Source organism: Paraburkholderia caffeinilytica, assembly GCF_003368325.1.
Classification (GTDB): domain Bacteria; phylum Pseudomonadota; class Gammaproteobacteria; order Burkholderiales; family Burkholderiaceae; genus Paraburkholderia; species Paraburkholderia caffeinilytica.
The window spans coordinates 1,151,369-1,175,268 of sequence record NZ_CP031467.1 but is presented as its reverse complement, the minus strand read 5'-3'; the positions used below and the strand labels follow the sequence as shown (position 1 = coordinate 1,175,268).

General features: G+C 63.8%; 19 protein-coding genes and 1 other RNA gene. 10 read left to right on the top strand and 10 right to left on the bottom strand.

From position 1 onward, the window contains the following. Positions 1-47: 47 nt before the first annotated feature. The 4 genes from DSC91_RS21235 to DSC91_RS21220 all read left to right on the top strand — a co-directional run bounded on the left by DSC91_RS21235 (position 48) and on the right by DSC91_RS21220 (position 5,469). Positions 48-1,805, top strand: coding sequence for a cation:proton antiporter (locus tag DSC91_RS21235; RefSeq protein ID WP_115780725.1), 1,758 nt, complete (start codon positions 48-50; stop codon positions 1,803-1,805). Between the two features lie 127 nt (positions 1,806-1,932). Next, positions 1,933-3,468, top strand: coding sequence for a gamma-glutamyl-gamma-aminobutyrate hydrolase family protein (locus DSC91_RS21230; protein WP_115780724.1), 1,536 nt, complete (start codon positions 1,933-1,935; stop codon positions 3,466-3,468). 533 nt (positions 3,469-4,001) lie between these two features. After that, entirely contained in the window at positions 4,002-4,718 is a 717-nt protein-coding gene (locus DSC91_RS21225) for a DUF2968 domain-containing protein (protein WP_115780723.1), read from the top strand. A 205-nt stretch (positions 4,719-4,923) separates the two neighbouring features. After that, positions 4,924-5,469 carry a hypothetical protein gene (locus DSC91_RS21220; protein WP_162831446.1) on the top strand — a complete coding sequence of 182 codons (546 nt, stop codon included), beginning with the start codon at positions 4,924-4,926 and terminating at the stop codon, positions 5,467-5,469. 926 nt (positions 5,470-6,395) lie between these two features. Here the strand turns inward: DSC91_RS21220 and DSC91_RS21210 are convergent. Then, the gene (locus DSC91_RS21210; RefSeq protein WP_115780721.1) at positions 6,396-6,920 is read right to left on the bottom strand and encodes a GNAT family N-acetyltransferase; all 525 of its coding nucleotides are present in this window, start codon (positions 6,918-6,920) and stop codon (positions 6,396-6,398) included. A gap of 307 nt (positions 6,921-7,227) precedes the next feature. Here DSC91_RS21210 and tcuC point away from each other — a divergent pair, with 307 nt between their 5' ends. Then, positions 7,228-8,529 carry an MFS transporter gene (tcuC, locus tag DSC91_RS21205; RefSeq protein WP_115780720.1) on the top strand — a complete coding sequence of 434 codons (1,302 nt, stop codon included), beginning with the start codon at positions 7,228-7,230 and terminating at the stop codon, positions 8,527-8,529. A gap of 159 nt (positions 8,530-8,688) precedes the next feature. Here tcuC and DSC91_RS21200 read toward each other — a convergent pair whose 3' ends face one another. Further along, positions 8,689-10,536, bottom strand: a complete 1,848-nt coding sequence (locus tag DSC91_RS21200) for a tetratricopeptide repeat protein (protein WP_115780719.1) — start codon at positions 10,534-10,536, stop codon at positions 8,689-8,691. 138 nt (positions 10,537-10,674) lie between these two features. Here DSC91_RS21200 and DSC91_RS21195 point away from each other — a divergent pair, with 138 nt between their 5' ends. The 3 genes from DSC91_RS21195 (at position 10,675) to DSC91_RS21185 (ending at position 14,029) form a co-directional block, all read left to right on the top strand. Next, positions 10,675-11,022, top strand: coding sequence for an ArsR/SmtB family transcription factor (locus DSC91_RS21195; protein WP_115780718.1), 348 nt, complete (start codon positions 10,675-10,677; stop codon positions 11,020-11,022). Continuing rightward, positions 11,019-12,236 carry a cation diffusion facilitator family transporter gene (locus DSC91_RS21190; protein WP_229758039.1) on the top strand — a complete coding sequence of 406 codons (1,218 nt, stop codon included), beginning with the start codon at positions 11,019-11,021 and terminating at the stop codon, positions 12,234-12,236. The genes DSC91_RS21195 and DSC91_RS21190 overlap by 4 nt, the downstream gene beginning before the upstream one ends. A gap of 68 nt (positions 12,237-12,304) precedes the next feature. After that, positions 12,305-14,029, top strand: a complete 1,725-nt coding sequence (locus DSC91_RS21185) for an FAD-dependent monooxygenase (protein WP_115780717.1) — start codon at positions 12,305-12,307, stop codon at positions 14,027-14,029. A gap of 49 nt (positions 14,030-14,078) precedes the next feature. Here the strand turns inward: DSC91_RS21185 and DSC91_RS21180 are convergent, their stop codons facing one another. The 4 genes from DSC91_RS21180 to DSC91_RS21165 are packed head-to-tail and all read right to left on the bottom strand — an operon-like array spanning position 14,079 to position 19,379. Further along, a complete protein-coding gene (locus DSC91_RS21180) occupies positions 14,079-14,330 on the bottom strand; it encodes a formate dehydrogenase subunit delta (RefSeq protein WP_115780716.1) in 252 nt (83 codons plus the stop codon). A gap of 8 nt (positions 14,331-14,338) precedes the next feature. Next, positions 14,339-17,311: a formate dehydrogenase subunit alpha gene (gene fdhF / locus DSC91_RS21175; protein ID WP_115780715.1), complete on the bottom strand. Its 2,973-nt coding sequence runs from the start codon at positions 17,309-17,311 to the stop codon at positions 14,339-14,341. Positions 17,312-17,325: 14 nt separating this feature from the next. Further along, complete coding sequence (locus DSC91_RS21170) at positions 17,326-18,897, bottom strand: formate dehydrogenase beta subunit (RefSeq protein WP_115780714.1); 1,572 nt, start codon at positions 18,895-18,897, stop codon at positions 17,326-17,328. Next, complete coding sequence (locus tag DSC91_RS21165) at positions 18,894-19,379, bottom strand: NAD(P)H-dependent oxidoreductase subunit E (RefSeq protein WP_115780713.1); 486 nt, start codon at positions 19,377-19,379, stop codon at positions 18,894-18,896. The genes DSC91_RS21170 and DSC91_RS21165 overlap by 4 nt, the downstream gene beginning before the upstream one ends. Before the next feature lie 134 nt (positions 19,380-19,513). Here DSC91_RS21165 and DSC91_RS21160 point away from each other — a divergent pair, with 134 nt between their 5' ends. Continuing rightward, positions 19,514-20,593: a substrate-binding domain-containing protein gene (locus DSC91_RS21160; protein WP_115780712.1), complete on the top strand. Its 1,080-nt coding sequence runs from the start codon at positions 19,514-19,516 to the stop codon at positions 20,591-20,593. A 109-nt stretch (positions 20,594-20,702) separates the two neighbouring features. Next, complete coding sequence (locus tag DSC91_RS21155; RefSeq protein ID WP_115783407.1) at positions 20,703-20,969, top strand: hypothetical protein; 267 nt, start codon at positions 20,703-20,705, stop codon at positions 20,967-20,969. A 120-nt stretch (positions 20,970-21,089) separates the two neighbouring features. Here DSC91_RS21155 and DSC91_RS21150 read toward each other — a convergent pair whose 3' ends face one another. The 4 genes from DSC91_RS21150 to ubiG all read right to left on the bottom strand — a co-directional run bounded on the left by DSC91_RS21150 (position 21,090) and on the right by ubiG (position 23,710). Further along, positions 21,090-21,458 (bottom strand): COG4315 family predicted lipoprotein, encoded by a 369-nt coding sequence (locus DSC91_RS21150; protein WP_115780711.1) that lies wholly within the window; start codon positions 21,456-21,458, stop codon positions 21,090-21,092. Positions 21,459-21,688: 230 nt separating this feature from the next. Continuing rightward, positions 21,689-22,058, bottom strand: a transfer-messenger RNA (tmRNA) gene (gene ssrA, locus DSC91_RS21145). 207 nt (positions 22,059-22,265) lie between these two features. Then, positions 22,266-22,979 (bottom strand): HAD-IA family hydrolase, encoded by a 714-nt coding sequence (locus tag DSC91_RS21140; protein WP_115780710.1) that lies wholly within the window; start codon positions 22,977-22,979, stop codon positions 22,266-22,268. A 32-nt stretch (positions 22,980-23,011) separates the two neighbouring features. Beyond that, positions 23,012-23,710 (bottom strand): bifunctional 2-polyprenyl-6-hydroxyphenol methylase/3-demethylubiquinol 3-O-methyltransferase UbiG, encoded by a 699-nt coding sequence (gene ubiG / locus DSC91_RS21135; protein ID WP_115780709.1) that lies wholly within the window; start codon positions 23,708-23,710, stop codon positions 23,012-23,014. Positions 23,711-23,900 lie beyond the last annotated feature (190 nt).

The following is a 23,900-nucleotide window of genomic DNA, read 5'->3' as shown; positions in this document are numbered from 1 at the left end:
GTTACACTGCGTTTTTTGAGACATTACTTTTTGTAAGGAACGCCTTTATGCACCATGGCATCGGCTTCATTCAGGATCTGGCGGTCGTGATGGCGCTCGCCGGCGTCGTCACCGTGCTGTTCCATCGCCTGAAGCAGCCGGTGGTGCTGGGCTACATCGCTGCGGGCGTGATCATCGGGCCGTACACGCCGCCGTTCCAGTTGATTCATGACGAGCAGACCATCCAGACGCTCGGCGAGTTAGGCGTGGTATTCCTGATGTTTTCGCTCGGGCTGGAATTCAGTCTGCGCAAGCTGTTCAAGGTGGGTGCGACGGCGATCGTCGCGGCGCTGTCCGAGATCGTGCTGATGCTGTGGATCGGTTATGAGATCGGCAGCGCATTCGGTTGGAGTTCGATGGACTCGCTGTTCCTCGGCGCGATCCTCGCGATCTCCTCGACGACCATCATCGTCAAGGCGCTCTCCGAGCTGGGCCTGAAGCGCGAGAGCTTCGCGCAACTGGTGTTCGGGATTCTGATCGTCGAGGATATTCTCGCCATCGCGATGCTGGTGCTGCTTTCCGGCATTGCGCAGACAGGGGAGCTGAGCGCGGGTGTCGCCGTCGTGACGCTCGGCAAGCTGCTGCTCTTCATGACGGTGTCGCTGGTGGTCGGCATTCTGGTCGTGCCGCGCGCATTGAACTACGTGGCGCGCGCCAAAAGCGACGAAATGCTGCTGGTGTCGGTACTGGGTTTCTGCTTCGGCTTCTGTCTGCTGGTGGTGAAGCTCGATTACAGCATCGCGCTCGGCGCCTTCCTGATCGGCGCGATCATGGCCGAGTCGCGCCATCTGCACCGCATCGAGCATCTGATCGCGCCGCTGCGCGACGCTTTCTCCGCGATCTTCTTCGTGACGATCGGCCTGATGCTGAACCCGGCCGTGCTGATCGACTATGCCTGGCCGATTGCGGTGATTACGGCGGCGGTGATCGTCGGCAAGATCGTGTCGTGCGGACTCGGCACGTTTCTCGCGGGCAAGGACGGGCGCACGGCGATGCGGGTCGGCATGACCGTCTCGCAGATCGGCGAGTTCTCGTTCATCATCGCGTCGCTCGGTCTGACCTTGAAGGTGACGAGCGCGTTTCTGTATCCGATCGCGGTGGCTGTTTCCGCCTTGACCACGCTATTCACGCCTTACCTGATTCGTGCGGCGGATCCGCTGACGCAGCGCCTCGGGCAGGCGATGCCGCGCACACTCGCCAACGTGTTCGGCATGTACGGGCAGTGGCTGCGGAGTTTGAGCACCGGAACCGGCGATCCGACGTTATTCAGCATGACGCGGCGAATCATTTTGCAGATCGCGGTCAATCTCGCGCTGGTCGCGGCGATCTTCCTGATCGTGTCGTATAGCGCGCCTTACACCGGCAGCTTGCTCGGACACTGGATGAGTTCCGAGCCGATGCAGCGCGTGGTGCTGTGGAGCATCGCGCTGGTGCTGTCGATGCCGTTTCTGGTGGCGGTCTATCGCAAGGCCAAGTCGCTCGCGCTATTGCTCGCCGAGGTGAGCGTGCAGCCGGCGACAGCGGGGCGCTTCACCCGTGCGATCCGTTATGCGATCTCCGACCTGGTGCCGGTGGTCTCGATGGTCGGCGTGTTTTTGCTGGTCGCGGCGCTCTCCAGCAGCATCTTGCCGCCGACGGGCCTTCTGATCGCGGTGCTGGTCTGCGCCGCCTTGCTGCTGGCGCTGGTGTGGCGCTGGTGCGTGAAAATCCATGCGGCGATGCAGATCGCCCTGCGCGAAACGTTCGAAGAACAGCCGGATCCCTGAGTTAAACGGCTTGCGCCGTGGCCTGCAACAATGTGAGCAATTGTGTGTGGGTTTGCCGGGCTAGCCGGGCTAGCGGATAATCAGGGCATATTCATTCGTTCGCGTGGAAGGCGCCTGTCTGACTGTCATGAGCGAAAACAAACCTGAAAACGCCGGCCAGCCCGGCAGCCCATCGTCGTCTTCGGGGGCGCCGGCGTCCTCAACGCCGTCCATGCCGTCCATGCCGCCCGGTGCAGGCGCCGGCGCGCCGAAACCCGACATCTTGCCGCCCGAGCCGGCGGCCTCGCTACCGCTCTCCCATGAAGATTCCATTCAGTCCCCGATCAAGGACGTGGTAGCGCCGTCGGCTGCATCGCCGGCCGCCGAGGAGGCCGCGGCGAGGTCGTCCACCGACGACCCTGGCAGCGCGTCCACCGTCACCTCCACCGATCCGCAAACCGCTCAGCAACGCGACGCCGCGGAAGCGCGCAGTTCGGCGGCTGCGTCGACCGCACAGCAGGAGGCTGAGGTTCGCGAGCGCGCGGCACGCAAGGCGGGACAGACCTACAGAAGTCCCGCTTCACCTCCCGCATCAAGTCCCGCTCCACGTCCCGCTACGCTCGAGAGCAGCGAACCGCTTGCCGGCGAATTGAGCGGGCCGGTTGACGAGGCAGCCCTCGCGGAGAAAGTGGAAGAAGCCGCTACTACCGGCCGCCGGGCCGGCTCGCCGCCGCCGGGTTTCGGCGCCGCGCCTGACTTCAGCGCGACGAACCCGCCGCCGCCGAACGCGTTGCCGCCGTCTCCGCCGCGCTATCTGAAGCAAAGCGATTCGGCATGGACCGTGTTCGGCCGCATCATCGCGGCACGGGCGCGCCAGCTGTTCGATCGCGCCGGCCAACGAATCACGCAGCGCACGCTGCGCATCGGCGTGTCGGCGCGCATCTTTCATCCGGAGCCGGGCGCGAAGGGGCTGCGGGGCAAGACGCTGCAATACCTCGAGGAATCGATTGCGCACTGGGTGATGTCGCGCGACGTGCTGGTGTTCATGATTCCGACCGTCGGCCATCAGGGCATGCTGCACCCGAGCAATATCCGTTTGCGCGACTATGCGAAGCATCTCGACGGCCTGCTGCTGCAAGGCGGCGCGGACGTCTCGCCGCAGTCGTACGCGGAACAGGCGACGAGTCCCGAGTGGCCCGGCGACCGCGTGCGCGACATGTACGAACTCGAACTGCTGCATGAGTTCATCGAGTCGGGCAAACCGGTGCTCGGCGTGTGCCGCGGTTGCCAGTTGATCAATGTGGCGTTCGGCGGCACCTTGTACCAGGACATCGCCACCGACGTGCCGACCGCCGGCGCGCACGTCAACGAGAACTACGATCAGCATCGGCACAGCATTCATTTTCCGGACGGCTCGACGCTGGCCAATATGTTTCCGGGCCGGCGCGAGGCGATCGTCAACTCGATTCACCATCAGGCGGTCAAGACGCTTGGCCGCGATCTGAATATCGAGGCAGTGTCGGCGTCGGACGGCATCATCGAGGCCGTGCGCTATCGGCGCGCGCCGTTCGTGATGGGCGTGCAGTGGCACCCGGAGTTTCATCGCGCGGGCGGTCCGGAGTTGCTCGATTGCACGCCGCTGCTCGATACCTTCCTGCGGGTGGCGCGCGAAACGCGGTTTTAAGGCAGCGCCTTTAAGCCGCGCTTTCGAATTGCCAGTCCGGACTTTCAAGCGCGATTCTCACGACGCCGCCGCCGCCATGTCTGGCGGCGGCGTCTTGTGCGGCTGTTTTCCCGCTCCGGCTTTCCCTTCGTTTTCGCTTCGCTATCAGGGTGGCCGCTGACTGTGCGTCGGTTATCGGCGGCGCGTTGTCGAGATAGTCAGGATGGCGAGCGATTGTCGACCGTGACGCGCAGATCGAGCGATCTGTTTATCGGGTTACCTATCTCCATATTGTCCCTCCGCTTGATGTTGGATTCGCGCGAACGCCATGCAGATTGGGAAACGTCCGCACGAGTCATAGACGAGTCAAATTGTTGCGCTTTTGTCTTATCTGAAATGTTTTATTCCGCGACGGGCGCATCGATCCAGCCAAATCATTCGTTATCGATTTATCTCGATTTAAAGTCCGTCAGCGATACGCTTGAATGCTTCGCTTAACGGCTAATCCGCGCGATAATCTAAGGCTGTTTTAGATTTGCATGGAGCATGGACGTATGAAGTACCCCTTAATTGTACGGCGCGCCATGCTGCTCGCGGCCTCGTGTGCGCTGCTGCAGCATGGTGGTTTCGTACTGGCGGCGCAAAGCGTCGAGACCGCGCCCCGGGTCGGCACACGGCCGGCCATGAACACGCTTACGCCACAACCGGTTGCCGCGGCGGTAACCGGTGCGGCATCAGCCACGCCGGTTACCGCCGGCGATGCGCGAGGCAACGTCGCCGAACTGATGCAGATGATTCACGAAGCGAAGCTGAGCGAATTGCGCACCACGTATAACGGCAGCTACGGCGCGAGTCTGTTTTTCTATCCGCAGGAAATGACGTACTACGTCGCGCTCTTTCAGGACAAGCATTTCTGGCGCGTAATCAAGTCGGAGGACCTGGGCCGTGCCGAAGCGGTCTATGCAGGGTTCGTCCAGCAGACGGCGCAACTCGCGGATGTCGAGATTCGCCGCACACAGTTGCAGGCGCAGAAGGCGTATATCGAAGACATCATCGCGTTATCGGAAGATCGCGCGAAGCGGCTGCAGGCCGATCTCGATGTCGCGCGCACGCAGCAGGCCAAGGTCAACGACTACCAGCGGCAGGCGCAAGGCGAGACAGCAGCGCTGCACGCGGAAAAGGAAAAGGCGCAGGCGCAGTTGCGTCAGGTGCAGGGCGAAGTGATGCAGTTGCAGCGGCAGACCGAGTCCGGATTGCCGACACAGAAGTAAGTATACAAGCGTGAAAAAGCCCGGCCATGAATGGCCGGGCTCGGATCGCTGATCAACCCCGCGTTTTTCGGAGCGCGGGTTTTTGTTTTTGTGCGGCTCGATTTCTCGGTGGCGATGCGCTTACTTCGTGAACTGATCGGGTGTCTCGGTTACGCGACGCTGCGACATGTGGTTGATCCATTCTGTCGCGCCAATTGCGGACGGATTGATCGGCGAAGCAGGGCGCGATGGCGGCGCAATATTGGGCAGATGCGTGCGGGCTGACAGGGTGATCGACGTGTATTCGCCAGTGCCGAGTTGGGATGGCGCGAGCGGCGAGTACGGACCCGCCGACGATGGCTTCGATGACGTTCGTTGCGTATTTGCCGACCCCGTAATCGGCGGCACTTCGTGGTGCGTTGACTTGATGTGTGACAACCGTGGTGGCAACCGCGGTGACAACTGCGTCGAGATGGCGACGCGCGAATTGCCGCCGCTTCTTCTTTCGTGCGGGGTAACGGCGCCTTTGCGTTGCTTATCGCCGCGACGCGATACGCTGCTGCCGGCCATGGTGCGTGCTGGCGTCGCCGTGACCGGCGCGACGATTTTCGCAGCAGAACTTGCCGGGAAATCGCGCAACGGAGTCGCGGCAAGTGCGTTCGGTAAAATCTGGGGCGATGCGGGTACCGATCCAGATGCGCCCGCCACATGTGCGTGCGACGATGCGGCGCTCGGTGCAAGCGCCGCTACACGTTTGTTAGCAGTTGCGTAGGGTGTGACAGCGTCGTCGGGCGAGTGACGATTCGCCAACGGCGTCTCCTGGCGGATCGCGGACTTGGCCGTTGTTTCGACATCGCTAGTCGTGTGATGCTGTGTCAGATGACCGAACGCGATCCAGGCAAGTATTGCGGCGCCGCCGAATGCGCAGGCGCCGCCTGCCAGTGTTCCCCAATGTATCGGCGTGCCGCTTGGCGCTGTCTCAAACGCAGGCGCGCTGATCGGCGTGAAAGCTGCGGCTTCGGCGGACGTTTGTGCGGCTTCATCGAGCGGCGCGCCTGACACTGTTGCCGCCCCAGCGACCCCAGCGACCCCAGCGACCCCAGCGACTCCAGCGACTCCAGCGACCCCAGCGACCCCAGCGACCCCAGCGACTCCAGCGACCCCAGCGACCCCAGCCCTCGCCGAAGTCCACTCGCTCAACGGCTCCCAGTTGCAGAACGAATGGATAGTCCGTTCGCTGACGCAAAAGGTACGCAGCATGGCGGCATACAGCGCTTTGAGTTCCGCCCGCAGACTACGTCCCGGCGGCAGCAGTGCCCAATCCCGGCCGAAAGGCGCGGGCAGTTGACGACCGAACGGCGACACGCGCGGCAGCGCCATGGAGCCTTCGATCAACGTGAGGGGGATGGTGGTCGACATCGTTTTTTTCGCAGCGCCTCGAAAAGGGGCCGCGGACTGGCGGCTCAGGGGCTCTGGCTTCGGAGCGGTGCGCGTGACACGCGGTCACTACGCCATACGGAAGCGCCGTACTCAGGTCGAGCACGCCGCTGCATGAACGGGTCACTGTGAAGCCATCGGGATGCGCAAGATGATGCCCGGATGGCGCTGAGCTAACGATCGGATTGTTCCGAAAACGACGCGCCGTTCAGTCCTGAGTCGGACCTGATCTGGACGACGATCAAACGCGGTGCATCTGTCTTATCGATCCAGCCGGTACACGTAGCGCAACGCAGTAATGTCCACGCCGCCCATATGATCCGGTTCGGCGCCGACGAACTGCCACCCCAGCTTTTCATAAAAGCCAATCGCCGGTGTGTTGCCTTCGAGCACGTAGAGATACAACTGTGTCTCTCCTTGCGCGCGCGCCCAGTCTTCGGCAGCACGCATCAACAGCTTGCCTGCGCCGATGCCCTGATGCCCCGGCAGCGCATGCAGGTTGTCGAGCAGGACGCCCCAGGCGGATTCCGGCTGCCGTTCGACGCAGACGAAACCGATCGGCTCGCCCTCGATCTCGGCGATCAGGACGATGCGGCGCTCGCCGCCCGGTGCGCGCAGGCGCGCTTCCCAATAGGCGGCGCGTTCCCGCGTCACCTCGCCGTCGAGGAACGCGTCCGGCAACAGGCCGCGATAGGTAGCTTGCCAGCTGGCGCTGTGAATCGAGGCGATCAGCGCGGCATCCGCGAGGGTCGCAGGACGCAGCGAAAGTGCGCGGGAGGTTTGCATCGGGATGGTGGTCAGCGGGAATGGCCTGTCTGCGAAAAGTTTACCGCAAGGACGAACGGGTGTTGTCTGTAATGAAACTGTATGGAATGCGCGACAGCGCCAGGAACGGTAACATTACGTGTTGCGGGTTTCGGGTATTTCACAACGTTTACCCTGATACCGCACGAATGTGTTCAGCATGAAAATGCAGCGCCCCCGGCGCGTTCTAATCGAGTCGTCCGCGGCATCCGCTCGCCGAACGCAGTGGATCGTTTCAACTGCCTGAGCGCCGCCTGCCTGCGTGGCGACAGGCTTATCAGAGAATGTCATGTCTACTGCGTCACACGCTACTTCCTCATCGCAGGAATCCAAGTTCAAAACAGTTTTCCGCGTGGTCAGCGGTAACTTTCTTGAGATGTACGACTTCATGGTCTACGGCTATTACGCAGCCGCGATTGCCAAGACCTATTTCCCGAGCGGCAACGAATTCGCCTCACTGATGCTGTCGCTGTCGGTATTCGGCGCGGGCTTCCTGATGCGCCCGCTGGGCGCAATCGTGCTGGGTGCCTACATCGACCATCACGGCCGGCGCAAAGGCCTGATTCTCACGCTCGGCCTGATGGCGCTCGGTACGCTCACGGTTGCGTCGATACCAGGCTACGCGACCATCGGCGTGCTCGCGCCCGTACTCGTGCTGGGCGGCCGGCTGCTGCAAGGCTTCTCCGCCGGGGTCGAACTGGGCGGCGTGTCGGTCTATCTGTCGGAGATCGCCACCAAGGGCAACAAGGGCTTCTACTGCGCGTGGCAATCGGGCAGCCAGCAGGTTGCCGTGGTGTTCGCCGCGCTGATCGGCGTGGTGCTCAACAAGCTGTTGCCGGCTGACCAGATGACCGCCTGGGGCTGGCGCGTGCCGTTCCTGATCGGCTGCCTGATCGTGCCGTTCCTGTTCCTGATCCGCCGCTCGTTGCAGGAAACCGAGGAGTTCAAGGCGCGCAAGCACCGTCCGAGCATGGGCGAGATCATGAAGACGATGGCCGCCAACTGGGGCATCGTGCTGGGCGGTATGGGCATGGTCATCATGACCACCGTATCGTTCTACATGATCACGGCCTACACGCCGACCTTCGGCAAGGAAGTGCTGAAGCTGTCGGCGATCGATACGCTCGTCGTCACGGTTTGTATCGGTTTGTCGAACCTGATCTGGCTGCCGCTCTCGGGTGCGTTGTCGGATCGCATCGGCCGCCGTCCGGTGCTGATCGCCTTCACGGTCCTGACGATCGTCACCGCGTATCCGGCGCTGCAATGGCTGGTCGCCGACCCGTCGTTCGCCCGTCTTCTGGCCGTGGAGCTGTGGTTGTCGTTCCTGTACGGCAGCTACAACGGTGCGATGGTGGTGGCGCTCACCGAAGTGATGCCGGTCGAAGTGCGGACCGCCGGTTTCTCGCTCGCTTATAGCCTCGCTACGACGATTGGCGGCTTCACGCCGGCCATCTCCACGTTGCTGATTCACACCACCGGCAACAAGGCCGCGCCTGGCCTGTTCCTGGGCGTGGCGGCGATTTGCGGGCTGATCGCGACGCTCGTGCTGTATCGCACGCCGGAGTCGCGCGATCAGTATCGAACCGCGTAAGGGTAAGCTTAAGGTTCACCGTTCATCGGGACAAACAAAAACCCCGCGCTCGTGAGAGCGCGGGGTTTTTTCTTGGGCGCCGCATCGAAGGCCGATTTGGCCGGGTCGGATCCATCATGGGCAAGGCATCGGCGGCCGACTTCGCAGAGTCTGCTCCAGTTAACCGTGGCGCAATTCGTTCGCCACGGCCTCCACCACGTCGCTCCACACGCCGGGTTGTAGCTGGCGCAGCAGCGTTGCACCCGGATACCAGGGACTGCGCGTCTCGCCGACGAACCAGCGCCAATCCGCGGCGAACGGCAGCATCAGCCACAGCGGCTTTTTCAGTGCGCCGGCTAGGTGAGCGATCGACGTATCGATCGACACGACCGCGTCGAGCCGTTCGACGATTGCGGCGGTGTCCGCAAAATCGCCGACCCGTTTATCCAGTCGATGAATCGCAGCCGCGTGCGGATGCGCGTCGAGCGCCGCGCGTTCCTCGGCGCTCAGATCGGGTTGCAGCACGATCCAGTCGATCCCTTCGAGCGCGAATAGCGGAGCGAGCGCGGCCAGCGGCATCGAACGGTTTTCGTTCTGCTGGATGCGTCCTGACCACGCGATGCCGATCTTGCGCTTCGCGTGACCGCCGAGCGAGCCGCGCCACTTGCGGCGGTAAACCGGCGGTGCGCTGAGGTAGGGCGCGCGGGCGGGAATCGTGTCGTAGGTTGTGCCGAGCGCGAGCGGCAAGCTCAGCAGCGGGCATTGCAGATCCGCCGCTGGACGCGGTGCGCCCTGGGCGATCAGCGTCACGCGCCAGGCTTGCGCGGCCGGTGCAAGCAGCGGCAGCAACTGCGGCTGTACTTCGAGCACAACGCGCGCCGCACGCTGCGCGGCCAGTGGCACGAAGCGCACGAATTGCAGCGTATCGCCGAAACCCTGCTCGGCATGGACGAAGAGCGTACGTTGTTCAATCGGTTCGCCGTGCCAGCGCGGCAACGTCTGGATGACCGGTTGCGCGGTGGTCTGCAGCCGCCATTCGTATTCCGGCAGTCCGCGAGCGAAATCGCGCAACGCGAGCCAGGCCAGTGCGCGGTTCATATGTGCGGACGCGAGATCGGGGCGCAAGCGCAGTGCCTGATCGAACGCTCGCACCGCCGCGGCGTGCGCGCCCAGTGCCTGATGTGCTGTGCCGAGGCTCAGCCATGCGAGCGCGAATTGCGGATCGAGGCCGACCGCGCGTTCGAGATACGGTAGTGCCTGCGCATGGCGTCCCAGCGCTGCGAGCGCGTTGCCAAGCCCGAAGATGGTGGGTGGCAGGTTCGGCTGCAAGGCGAGCGCCGCCTGGAACGAGGCGACCGCTTCTTCGTGGCGGCCGGTGGCGTCGAGCGTATTGGCGAGATTGAAGTGCGCGGCGACGAAACGCGGTTCGGTTGCCAGCGCCGCCTCAAAGCGCGGGATCGCCTCGTCCGCGCGGTCGAGTGCGTTCAGCGACATGCCCATATTGTTGAGCGCGCCTGCATGTCCGGGGCGCAACTCGAGCGCACGCTGGAACGACGCGATCGCTTCGGCATGACGACCGAGCGCGTGCAATGCATTGCCGAGATTGTTATGCGACGAAGCGTCGTTCGGCTGCAGACGCAGCGATTTCTCGAAGGCGTCGGCGGCATCTGCGTGGCGGCCCACCGACGCGTACGCATTGCCGAGGTTGTAGTGCGCCATCGGGAAAGACGGCGCCAGCGTGAGCGCATTGCGGAACTGTTCGATGGCTTCGTCGATCTGGCCGAGCGCCTTCAGCGCGTTGCCGAGGTTCAACTGCAGCGCGGCATCTTCCGGGCGCAGGTTCACCGCGCGCCGCACGAGCTCGGCGGCTTCGGCGTGCTGGCCCTGCTGGTGGCGCAGAACGCCCAGCAGGTGCAACGCATCGACGTGCGCGGGATTGCTGTCGAGCGTCGCGCGGTAGCCGCGTTCGGCGTCGTCGAGGCGGCCGTCACGATGCGCCGCGAAAGCGCGGTCAAATACTTGTTCCATGACGGAGGGATGGCGTTCGGGTGAGGCAGAGCCCGCATTTTCCCACACTCGCCGGGCCGCCCTCCAAATTGACCGGTTGTCTCGTTATCTATAACATGTGAATACCTGTTCATATGTATGTCGACAATGCCGCTCGCCATGGTTTCCGCTAACTCGCCTGTCAGTGTCGAAGACCGCCCGGTGGAGACGATCGTGCCGCTGGCCGACCTGTTTCGCCTGCTCGGCGATCCGACCCGCTTGCGCATCGTGCTCGCCTGTGTCGACGAGCGGCGCGCGGTTGGTGCGATCGCAGAGGGGCTGGGCTTGTCGCCGTCGCTGGTGAGCCATCATTTGCGGCTGTTGCGCGCGGCGCGGATCGTGCGCGCGGAGCGGCGGGGCAAGCAGGTCTTCTATCTTGCGGCTGACCGTCACATCAGCGCGATGCTGGCCGGCATGCTCGAGCATGTCGCCGAGCCGGCCGGCGAATTTCCTCTGGACCCGTCATGAAAAAAACCACCGCTCCGAACCGGCCCGCCGAAGAGCGCGAGGACGACCACGCGCCGGTATGGCTCGAGGGGGAATTCGACGGGATGGATGGCGAAGACGCGCCGGTCGAGGGGAAGGAGGGGGCCGCTCGCGATCAGGCCGAGCCTCGTGACGGCGCGGCTCGTCCGAATCCCTACGGCGCGAATGAGCACGGCACGCAGGGCCACGGAGCGCATGAGCACACCGCAAGCGCGTTGGGCACGCACGACCACGGTTCACACGAGCGAGGTTCGCAAGACGCCGATGCCGATGCCGACCCCGGCCACGGTCACAGCGGGCACAGCCACGCCCACGCTCCCGTCGCAGGCCACGGCCGCGCCTTCGCACTCGCCGTCGCGCTGAACGTCGCGATCGTGGTGGTTCAGGCCGTCTACGGCGTGATCGCGCATTCCACCGCGCTGCTCGCCGACGCCGGCCACAATCTCTCCGACGTGCTCGGTTTGCTGCTCGCCTGGGGCGCAACCTGGCTCGCCGCGCGTCGTCCGTCGGCACGCTATACCTTCGGCTATGGCAGTTCGTCGATTCTGGCGTCGCTCGCCAACGCGGGGCTGTTGCTGTTCGCGTGCGGCGTGATCGTCGCCGAGGCAATCGGGCGCCTGATGAACCCGGCACCCGTCGCGGGACTGGTGGTGTTCGTCGTCGCGACGGTTGGCGTGGTCGTGAACGGCTTCTCGGCGTGGCTCTTCATGCGCGGCCAGAAGGATGACCTGAACATTCGCGGCGCGTTCCTGCATATGGCCTCGGACGCCGCCATCTCGGCCGCGGTCGCGATCAGCGGCCTCGTGATTCTCTACACCCGATGGACGTGGCTCGATCCGGTGATGAGCCTACTCGTGGTCGCGGTGGTGGTGGTCGGCACGTGGGGTCTGTTGCGCGATTCGGTGCGCATGGCGCTCGACGCCGTGCCACCCGGCATTGACCTGCAGCGCATCCGTGACTATCTCGCCGGACAGCCCGGCGTCACCGACGTGCACGACCTGCACGTCTGGGCGTTGTCGACCACCGGCAACGCGCTCAGCGCGCATCTGGTGATGCCGGCGGGCCATCCCGGCGACGAGTCGATCGACGCCATCGTCGTCACACTGCGCGAGCGCTTCTCGATGCAGCACGCCACGCTGCAAGTCGATCTCGGCACCACCGAGCATCGATGCGCGATGGATCATCCCGGCGATTGATGCAGCGCACCGTTGAGCGGCTTATCGGCGGCGTACACTAGAACGATCTGTTGCCTCCGGAGTCCCGTATGGACGCTGCCGCACACGATGCGTCGCCGGTGTTGATCGTCGGGGCGGGTCCGACCGGGCTCGCCGCGGCAATGAGTCTGGCGCGTGCCCACATCCCCGTGCGTCTGATCGACAAGGCGCTGCAGCCGAACCCGTATTCGCGGGCCATCGGCATTCAGGCGCGCACGCTCGAACTGTTTGAGCAGCACCGCTTGATCGAGCCGTTTCTCGAGCTCGGCCATCGTGCGCGCATCGCCAATCTTTTTTCCAACGGCATGCGTCTCGCGCGGCTCGATTTCGATCCGCTGCGCACGCGCTACCCCTATCTGCTGTTTCTCGATCAATCCGTGACCGAACGTTTGCTGACGGAGCATCTCGCGACGCTCGGCGTGACGGTCGAACGCGGCGTCGAGCTGACGATGTTCGTTCAGGGTTCCGCCAGCATTCAGGCGACGTTGCGTCGCGCGGACGGCCATACCGAGACGCTGCGTCCGTCCTACGTGATCGCCGCCGACGGTGCGCACAGCACGATCCGTCACCGGCTCGGCCTGAACTTTGCGGGAAGCACTTTCGAGCAGACGTTCCTGCTGGCCGATGTGCACGCTGAAACCGACTGGCCCGAAGACGAATTCCACATCTTTGCTTCGAGCGAGGGCCTCGTCGCGCTGTTTCCGATGGGCCACGGCCGTCATCGTCTGGTTGCGGACCATCCGGTCGAACCGGCCACGGTCCCGGCGCCGGCCACGCCCGCGGTGCTCGGCGAACCGCCGCTCAACCAGGTCTTGCCGCCGTCGCTCGCCGAGTGCAAGGCGCTGATCGCCCGGCGCGTGCGGGAGCGGGTCGACGTGTCGGACCTGGCATGGTCGTCGTATTTTCATCTGAACAGCAGAATGGTGGAGCGGCTGCGCGTCGGCCGCATCTTCCTCGCGGGGGACGCGGCTCACGTACACAGCCCGGCCGGCGCGCAAGGGATGAACACGGGAATTCAGGAAGCGTTCAATCTCGGCTGGAAGATCGCGCGCGTTCTGAATGGCGCGGCGCCTGACCGCCTGCTCGATACGTATCACCATGAACGGCATCCGATCGAGCGTGACGTATTGCGGCAAACGGGTTTCATCACGCATATGGCCGAGGCCGATCACGGACCGCTGAAGCTGCTGCGCGAGCGCGTGATGCCGGTGCTGGCCGCGCTCGGTCCGCTGCGCGATGCGGCGCGTATGACTATCAGCGAGTTGTCGGTCCAGTACCGACGCAGTCCGCTGACGCTCGAACGCCTGCTCGACGGCGGCCCGCGTGCCGGCGAGCGCGCGCCGGATGCGCTGGTCCACGTGGTGGACGGGCCGCTCGGCCGCGCGCCCGGAGTCGGTTGCATTTTCGATCTGCACGATCCGGCGTTCTTCTCGTTGTTCCTGCTGGTTCCGCCGCTCGCCGTCGACGAAACGCCGCTCGATCCGGCTGCGAAACACGCGCCGCCGCCGGAACCGGAACTGGAGCGGCTAGTTGCGGAAGTCGAGAGATTGCTGCCAGGCGCGGTGCGTATCTGGCGCGTGACGGATACGAACGGCGAGGGCGGCCCGGCACTGTCCGAATCGTATGGACGCACGCGGCCGTCGTTCTATCTGGTGCGGCCGGACGGCTATATCTGCGCGCGCGGGCGTACAGGGTCCGACCTGCACGGCCTGCTGCGGCATTGCGAAGCGTGGTTCGCGGTAGGTGGGGTGATACCGGAGCAGGCTTCGCTGTGAAGCAGGCCTGTAAAGCGGGCCCGTAAAGCGAGCCTGTAAAGTACTTCGCTTACACCGGAGCCGTCACTGCCGGCGTCAGCCCGTCGCGATGCTTGACGAGCGCTTCCCTGACGATGCCCGACATCTCGATACCGCTCGCGTCCGGCTCATCGAGCTCCGCCAGCAAAGCGCGCCGCATGCGCGGCTCCCAGAAGCGGCGGATATGATCGGCGATGCCGGCGAGCGCTTCCTCGCGATCCGGCATTGAATCGAAAAAGTCGCCGATCCGGTTCGCCATGTCGATCAGATTCTGATTGTCCATGGCTTGCCTCACTTACCCGATGTGGCGTTGGCCAGCTCGCGCTGCTTCAGCAGATCGAGCTGCTCGGTGTTGAAGCGCGAGTAGTCCTGCTGCCATTGCGACGGCTGTTCGACCGGCATCACCTGCACCGCGGTCACCTTGTACTCGGGACAGTTGGTGGCCCAGTCCGAGCTGTCGGTGGTGATCACGTTCGCGCCCGATTCGGGGAAGTGGAACGTCGTGTAGACGACGCCCGGCTGCATCCGTTCGGTCACCTTGGCGCGCAACACGGTTTGCCCGGCGCGCGATTCGATACCGACCCAATCGTCGGTCTTGATGCCGCGTTCCTCCGCATCGTGCGGATGCAGTTCCAGCCGGTCTTCGTCATGCCAGCGCGAATTCTCGGTGCGGCGCGTTTGCGCGCCGACGTTGTACTGCGACAGGATGCGGCCCGTGGTGAGTAGCAGCGGGAACTTGCGCGTGACCTTTTCCGGCGTTGCGATGAACTTCGTAATCACGAACTTGCCCTTGCCGCGCACGAAGGTGTCGATGTGCATGGTCGGCGTACCATTGGGCGCGTTCTCGTTGCACGGCCACTGGATGCTGCCGAGTTCGTCGAGCTTCCTGTACGACACGCCGTGGAAGGTCGGCGTGAGACGTGCGATCTCGTCCATGATCTGTGACGGATGCGTGTAGTCCATTTCATAACCGAGCGCCCGCGCGAGCATCACCGTGACTTCCCAGTCGGCGTAACCCGGCACCGGCGGCATCACCTTGCGCACGCGCGAGATGCGGCGCTCCGCGTTGGTGAAGGTGCCGTCCTTTTCGAGGAACGACGAACCCGGCAGCAGCACGTGCGCGTATTTCGCGGTCTCGTTGAGGAAAATGTCCTGCACGACGATGCATTCCATCGACGACAATGCCGCCGACACGTGATGCGTGTTCGGATCGGATTGCACGATGTCTTCGCCCTGGCAGTACAGGCCCTTGAAGGTGCCGTGCACGGCCGCGTCGAACATGTTCGGAATGCGCAGGCCCGGTTCGGGCTGCAGCGTGACGTTCCATGCTTCCTCGAACAACGCGCGCGTGATCGAATCGCTGATATGGCGATAGCCCGGCAGTTCATGCGGGAACGAGCCCATGTCGCACGAACCCTGCACATTGTTCTGGCCGCGCAACGGATTCACGCCGACGCCTTCGCGGCCGATGTTGCCTGTCGCCATCGCCAGATTCGCGATGCCCATGACCATCGTCGAACCTTGCGCGTGTTCGGTGACGCCGAGGCCGTAATAGATCGCGGCGTTGCCGCCGGTGGCATAGATGCGGGCGGCTTCGCGGACGGATGCGGCGGGCACGCCGGTGAGTTCCTCGGTCGCTTCCGGCGCATTTTCGGGCAGGGCGACGAACGCGCGCCATTGCTCGAACGCGCGCGTTTCGCAGCGCTCGGCGATGAACGCTTCGTTCAGCAGGCCTTCGGTCACGATCACATGCGCGAGCGCATTGACCACCGCGACGTTGGTGCCCGGACGCAACTGCAAATGATGCGACGCCTTCACGTGCGGCGTATCGACGATATCGATGCGGCGCGGATCGACGACGATCAGCTTCGCGCCTTCGCGGATGCGGCGCTTCATGCGCGAGCCGAACACCGGGTGGCCGTCGGTCGGATTCGCGCCGATCACCATGATCACGTCGGCCTTATCGACCGAGGCGAAGGTCTGCGTGCCGGCCGATTCGCCGAGCGTGGTCTTCAGACCGTAGCCGGTCGGCGAGTGGCATACGCGCGCACAGGTGTCGACGTTGTTGTTGCCGAACGCGGCGCGCACGAGCTTTTGAACGAGATACGTTTCTTCGTTCGTGCAACGCGACGACGTAATGCCGCCGATCGAATCGCGACCGTGCTTTGCCTGAATGCGGCGGAATTCCGACGCCGCGTAGGTGAGCGCTTCTTCCCAGCTGACTTCGCGCCACGGATCCGTGATCTTCGCGCGGATCATCGGCTTGGTGATGCGGTCCTTGTGCGTCGCGTAGCCCCAGGCGAAACGGCCCTTCACGCACGCGTGGCCTTCGTTGGCCTGGCCGTTCTTGTGCGGCACCATCCGCACGACCTGGTTGCCCTTCATCTCGGCCTTGAACGAGCAGCCGACGCCGCAATACGCGCACGTGGTGACCACCGAATGCTCGGCCTGGCCGAGCATGACGACGGTCTTTTCCTGCAAGGTCGCGGTCGGGCATGCGGCGACGCACGCGCCGCAGGACACGCATTCCGATTCCATGAACGGCTTGTTTTCGCTCGCGGCCACGCGCGATTCGAAACCGCGCCCGGCGATGGTCAGCGCGAATGTGCCTTGCGTTTCTTCGCATGCGCGCACGCAGCGATTGCAGACGATGCACTTCGATGGGTCGTAAGTGAAGTACGGATTCGATTCGTCCTTCTTGTCCTTCAGATGGTTCGCGCCGTCGAAGCCGTAGCGCACTTCGCGCAATCCGGTGACGCCTGCCATGTCCTGCAATTCGCAGTCGCCGTTGGCGGGACAGGTCAGGCAATCGAGCGGGTGATCGGAGATGTACAACTCCATCACGTTACGGCGCAGCGACTGCAGACGATCGGTTTGCGTGCGAACTTTCATGCCGGCTTCGACGGGCGTCGTGCACGAAGCGGGGTAGCCGCGCTTGCCTTCGATCTCGACCAGGCACAAACGGCAGGAGCCGAACGGTTCGAGCGAATCGGTCGCGCAGAGCTTGGGTACGTTGACGCCGGCTTCGATGGCGGCGCGCATCACGGAAGTGCCGGCCGGAACGGTCACGGCCTGGCCGTCGATTTCCAGCGTGACGTCGACGTCGGCATGACTCAGCGGCGTGCCGTAGTCGGTGTCGTCAAAGGGCGAACGCGTGGCGCGCTGTTGCGCTTGCGATTTGCACGCGCAGTTGCCGGAGCCGCAGCCGCCCGCCAGGGGGACTTCCTGCGGGGCGCCGGCAGGGGAGTTGAGCACGTCGGACATGTGAGGCTCCTGGGTCAGGCCGCAGCCGCTTTGGGCGCGTGGTCGTGCACGTTATCGAGACCGAAGTCTTCGGGAAAATGGTTGAGCGCGGACAGCACCGGGAACGGCGTCATGCCGCCCATCGCGCAGAGCGAACCGGATACCATCGTGTCGCACAGATCGCGCAGCAATTGCACCTGCCGCGTGGACGTATCGCCGTTGCGGATCCGTCCGATTACTTCGACGCCGCGCGTCGAGCCGATCCGGCACGGCGTGCATTTGCCGCACGATTCGAGCGCGCAGAAATGCATGGCGTACTGGGCGAGTTCGGCGAGATTCGACGTGTCGTCATGCACGACGATGCCGCCGTGGCCGACCACCGCGCCAACGGCCGCGTACGCTTCGTAGTCCATGGGGATGTCCCACTGGCTTTCCGGCAAATACGTACCGAGCGGGCCGCCGACTTGCACGGCGCGTGCCGGGCGTCCGCTTGCCGTGCCGCCGCCGTAGTCGTAGAGCAGTTCGCGCAGCGTGACGCCGAATGCCAGCTCCACCAGACCGCCTTGCTTAACATTGCCGGCGAGCTGGAACGGCAGCGTGCCGCGCGAGCGGCCCATGCCGAAGTCTTTATAGAACGCCGCGCCGCGGGCGAAGATGATCGGCACCGTGGCGAGTGTGATGACGTTGTTGATCACGGTCGGCTGGCCGAACAGGCCGACCAGCGCCGGCACTGGCGGCTTCGCGCGGACGATGCCGCGTTTGCCTTCGAGCGATTCGAGCAGCGCGGTTTCCTCGCCGCAGACGTAAGCGCCCGCGCCCTTCGCCACGAACAGTTCGAAGCGATGCGCCGCCGAGCCGAGCACGCTGTCGCCGAGCCAGCCGGCGGCGCGTGCTTTGGCGATCGCGGCTTCGAGCGTCGCGATCGAATGCGGATATTCGCTGCGTACGTAGATATAGCCGACCGTCGCGCCGGTCACGACGCCCGCGATGATCATCCCTTCGATCAGCACGTACGGGTCGCTTTCCATCACGAGGCGGTCGGAGAAGGTGCCGGAGTCGCCTTCGTCCGCATTGCAGACGATGTATTTCTGCGCCGCTTTGGCGCCACGCACCGTGCGCCATTTGATGCCGGCCGGGAAGGCCGCGCCGCCGCGACCGCGCAGGCCGGACTCGATCAGCGCTTCGCAGGCGGCGTCGCCGTCGGTTTGCAAGGCGTGCTTGAGACCTTCGAGACCGCCGTGGGCGACGTAGTCGTCGACGGAAAGCGGATCGGTGATGCCGATGCGCGTGAAGGTCAGGCGCTGCTGCTTCTTCAGATACGGTATCTCATCGACGACACCGACACGGCGGGCGTGCTCGCCGCCGTCGACAAAGCCGGCGTCGAACAGCGCGGCAACGTCGGTCTCCTCGACGTTCGCATAGCCGACCCGGCCTTCAGCCGTCGCCACTTCGACAAGCGGTTCAAGCCACAGCAAACCGCGCGAACCGTTGCGAACCAGTTCGATTGCGATGCCGCGGCGTGCGGCTTCCGCCTCGATTGCCTGAGCCAGTGCGTCGGCGCCGAGTGCCAATGCTGACGAATCACGGGGAACGTAGATGCGCTTCATGCTACGGCCTCCACGCATTTGCTCGCGGCGGCAAACAACGCATCGAACTTTTGCGGCGTGACCTTGGCGTGCAAGGTGCCGTTGACCATCATCGCCGGCGACAGTGCGCATTGGCCGAGGCAATAGACCGATTCCAGCTCAACCGTCGCACCATGCCGATGTTCCGCATCGAAACGGCAGCCGGTGTGCGCCTCGATATGCTGCGCGAGCGCCTCGGTGCCCATGCTGCGGCATGCTTCGGCGCGGCACAGTTGCACCGTGACGGGCGCCGCGGGCTGCGTGCGGAAGTGGTGGTAGTAGGTGATGACGCCGTGCACTTCCGCGCGCGACAGGTTCATGGCGCGGGCGAGAGGCGCGACCGTGTCGGGCGGCACGTAGCCCAGTTCGTCCTGAATGGCGTGCAGTACCGCTAGCAACGACCTGCCCAGCTGTGCGTGACGCTGCACGAGCTGCTCCGGCGCGACGGCGATGGAATCGTCCAAGTGGGGGCTCCTCCAAAGTCATATATGCACTTGTCATTCATAATGTGCACACATATGCTTCGTATATTCGATATGGGATAGCCGAACAATAGGCGGGTGATACGCCTCGTGCAATAGGAAAGAGTTGAGCATATATGATCAGGATCGAGTGCCAGGCGCAGCTGGTTGTGAAGGGTCCGGATGGCCGCGAGGCAAGCCTGTCGGACGTGGTGCCGCTGCTCGCGCTGGTGGATGAGTCCGGCAGCATCGCGCAGGCGGCGACGCTTAAGGGTTTGTCCTACCGTCATGCGTGGGGTTTGTTGCGCAGCATCGAGGCGCATCTGGGTGGTCCGCTGATCGCCAAGGAGCGCGGGCGCGGCTCGGTGCTGTCCGAGCTCGGGCAGGCCGTGTTGCGCGCGCAGCGTCTGTGCGGGGAGCGGCTCGACGGCAACATGCAGGCGCTCGCGAGCGAAGTCGCCAGCGACCTGAACCGCTGGCTCGCGCCGGCCGCTGACGACGTGCGGATTTACGCGTCCCACGGTTACGCGGTGGCGGCGCTGGTGACGGCGTTGGTCGCGAACGATCTGCCGGTCGACATCAAATACCGCGACAGCGCGGACGCGGTTAGCGCGCTTGCCCGTGGCGAATGTGACCTGGCCGGCTTTCACTTGCCGCTGGGCGAGTTTCGCGCGGCCTGCGCGGATACCTATCGGCGCTGGCTCGATCCTCAGCGTCACGTGCTCGTGCATCTGACGAAGCGCAAGCAGGGCCTTTTTCTCGGCAAGGGCAATCCGAAGGGAATCGACGGCCTGAGCGATCTCGCGCGCGACGACATTCGCTTCGTCAATCGTCAACCCGGTTCTGGCACGCGCATGCTGCTCGATCTCGCGCTACGAAAAGTCGGGGTCGATCCGGACCGGGTCAATGGGTATGCGTCGGCGGAACTCACGCATTCGGCGATCGCGGCTTTTGTCGCGAGCGGCATGGCGGATGTGGGTTTCGGCGTTGAGCCGGCGGCGCATCACTTTGGGCTCGACTTCATTCCGATCGTCGACGAAGACTATTACTTCGCCTGCGACCGCGCCCGGCTGGAGCGCGCGCCGCTTGCAACGGTGATCGGCTTGCTGCGCGGCGCCGCGTTTCGGCACGGCGTCGAACAGCTCGAAGGTTACGATCCGCGCGACTGCGGCAAGCAGCTCGATCTCGATGCGGGGCTTGGCCCGACGGCGGCGTAAGCGACTGTAAACAAATTGGTTCGGTCGCCGCTGCGTGAGGCGTTTGTTTGGGATAATCTCTAGCCTTCCGCTTACGCCTTAACCGCGCGCTATGCCGCGCCGAATCGATATGAAAGCTCTTTTTCACGCATGTGCTGCGGTAGCGACGGCCGGTGCGCTGCTCGCCACGGCTTCGGTTGCCTTCGCACAGAATTCGCCAGGTGTGCCGGGCGGTATCTTGCAAGATCAGTTCCGGCTTGCTGAACATCCGCAAATGCCGTTTGCGGCGTCCGCGCCCTCGGACAAATATCAGACCAGCAAGAAGTCAGCCATGCGCAAGCGCGGCGACAACGGCGATCCGAACGGGTGTAATTTGCAGTGTCCTAAAGACGAATAAGCGAAGCGCGCGGACCGGCGCGTCCGTGTTCGTTTGTGAAACGCCGGCATGCTGCCGGCGTTTTTCATTCCGTGTCTTATCAAGTCTTCCGGCTCTGGCCGGCCGTTCTGTGGCGAGCGGTCACGGCTTTGCCGTGTGCCACATGTCCTTGAAGCCGTCCCCCTTCATGTCTCCTGCTTGCTTGTCGGCCGCGTAGCGATATAGCGGATGGCCTTTATACGCCCATTGCTGTTTGCCGTCGGCCGACGGAATCACGGTCCAGTCGCCTGAAGGCTTGTCCGACGGGCTCGCCATCGCCGCCGGCCAGTTGCTCATGCAGCCGCCGGTGCAGGCGCTCATGCCGGGCGTGGTGTCTTTATCGAAGGTATAGAGCGTCATGCCGTCCGCCGTGACGAAACGGCCGTCGACGATCTTCGGGGCTTCGGCAAAAGCAGTTTGTTGCAGTGCGAGGAGGGTCAGCGTGGAGAGGCAGAAGAGAGTTTTGCGCATGATGTCGGCTCCTGATTTTGGTGTTGGTCTCGCGCGGAACGCCGCGTGCGATCGCGCGTGCGGAATAAACGATTGAATGGATGCGTTTATTCCCATGGCTTCGCGCGGCCTCGATACCGCCAGCAAAAAGGCCCGCTCGATGAGCGGGCCTTCTGTTTTATCGCAGCCAGCAAAAAACCCGCAAGCAGCAGGCCGCTTACGGGTTTTGAGTCCAGCTTGAAACGGTGTTCTGGTGGAGGCGGCGGGAATCGAACCCGCGTCCAGAAGCACTCTACGACCAGTTCTACATACTTAGTTCTGTCATTTGATTTAACCGCCACGACGCGGACGAACACGCTGCGTGACGGCGATTCACTAGATTTTCGACCTTGGCGTCGTGACGCCGCCAAGACTTAACTGACGTATATGACCTCTGTCGGTATTGCTACCGGTCTTGCGACACTAGCCCGTCAGTGAACTAGGCAGAGGACGGCGGCCCTTAGGCTGCCAGTGCGAACGTATCGTCGTTTGCAGTTACGTTTTTCCCATTGATTAACGAGGTGACGGGTCCTCGGTATGCCCTAGCCGCTTCGCAACCCCTGTCGAAACCAGGTCGCCCCCGCGGTTCGTTGCCCCAAACGTCAGGGCCAACGTAGATTTTACAATAGTTTGACGGCCGCGTCCTGGCTGATTGCCTTGTTGTCTCGATGTGCTGCTTGCATTGACGCAGTGAAGCGGCAAGGCCGCAAAGCCGCAAAGCCGCAAAGCGCGGGGACACGTTGCGAGCGCTGTATCCGCCGTGTGTGTTCGCCGTATGCGCTCAGTCCTTCAGCCGATGTCGCGCAGCAGCTTCCGCAACTCCGCGGGCGATTGCACGACATGCTGCGCGTGCCATTGCGTCGGTGGAATGTCGTTGCCGCAGTAACCGTAGGCAGCCGCAATGGTCTTCATGCCGGCCGCGAAACCCGCCTGCACATCGCGCAGGTCGTCGCCGACGTAGACGATGCGGTCCGGCACCACGTCCAGCTCGCGTGCGGCGTGCAACAAGGGCGCGGGGTGCGGCTTCGAATGCGGGGTCGTGTCGCCGCTCACCACGCAGCCGGCGCGCTCCTCGAGGCCGAGTTGCGCGATCAGCGGCTCGGTGAGCCTTGCCACCTTGTTCGTCACGATGCCCCAGCGCACGCCCCGTGCGTCGAGATCGTCGAGCAATTCGGGGATGCCGGGAAACAGCGTGGTCTCGATGCACAAGTCTGCTTCGTAGTTGGCCAGAAACTCTTCGCGCATCGACGCGAACTCGTGGTGTTCAGGGCCGATGCCGAAGGCCCCGCCGATCAGCCCGCGCGCGCCAGCGGACGCGAGCGGCCGCAGGTCTTCGAGCGGCACCATATCGAGGCTGCGATCGTGGCGCATTTTGTTGACGGCCGCCGCCAGGTCGGGCGCGGTGTCGGCCAGCGTGCCGTCGAGGTCGAACAGGACCGCCTGGCAAAGGCCGAGCGCGTCGTCGGTGTCTTCGCGTTGGGGCAGGGGTGTGGGATCGCTCATTGATTGAATTGAGTCCGGCAGGTCGGGGCGGATCAGACGTCGCGGCGGCAGGCGAGCATGTAGTTCACGCTCGTGTCGGCGGACAAGGTGAAATGCTTGCTGAGCGGGTTATAAACGATACCTTTGATGTCTGCCGTACGCAGGCCGGCGGCGCGCACGAAGCTCGCCAATTCAGACGGGCGGATGAAGCGTGCGTAGTCGTGCGTACCCTTGGGCAGCATCCGCGCGATATATTCGGCGCCGATCACCGCGAATAGATACGACTTCACATTGCGGTTCAGCGTGGAGAAGAACACCCAGCCGCCCGGTTTCACCAGGGTCTTGCATGCCTCGACGATGGCGGCCGGTTCGGGCACGTGCTCGAGCATTTCCATGCAGGTGACGACGTCGTAAGTGCCCGGTTCGCGGGCGGCCAGTGCTTCGGCGGCGATTTCTTCGTAACTGACGGTTACACCACTTTCAAGGCTGTGAAGATCCGCCACGCCGAGCGCCTGGCTCGACAGGTCGATTCCCTTCACATGCGCTCCCAATCCGGCCATCGACTCCGACAGAATGCCTCCGCCGCAGCCGATATCCAACACGGTTTTGCCGGCGAGATGCGCGTGTGAGTCGATCCAGCTCAGACGAATCGGGTTGAGTTCATGCAGTGGTTTGAATTCGGCGTTCGGGTCCCACCAACGATGCGCGAGGTCGCTAAATTTCTGCAGTTCGTGGGGATCGGCGTTGGTCATAGCGGAAGCTGCCTCGATGAGGGCGTTGAGCGGGCGCTCGAGGATAAACCCTGAGTATATAGGTCGAGCGACGGAGCGGCAAAATGCCGCTCAGTGCCTTGCGTGTCCTGTTCCGGCAGATCGGGCGCGTACCCGGAGGAGAGGGCGAGCGACGCCCGCGGCAGCGGCATAAAAAAAGCCCCGCCGAAGC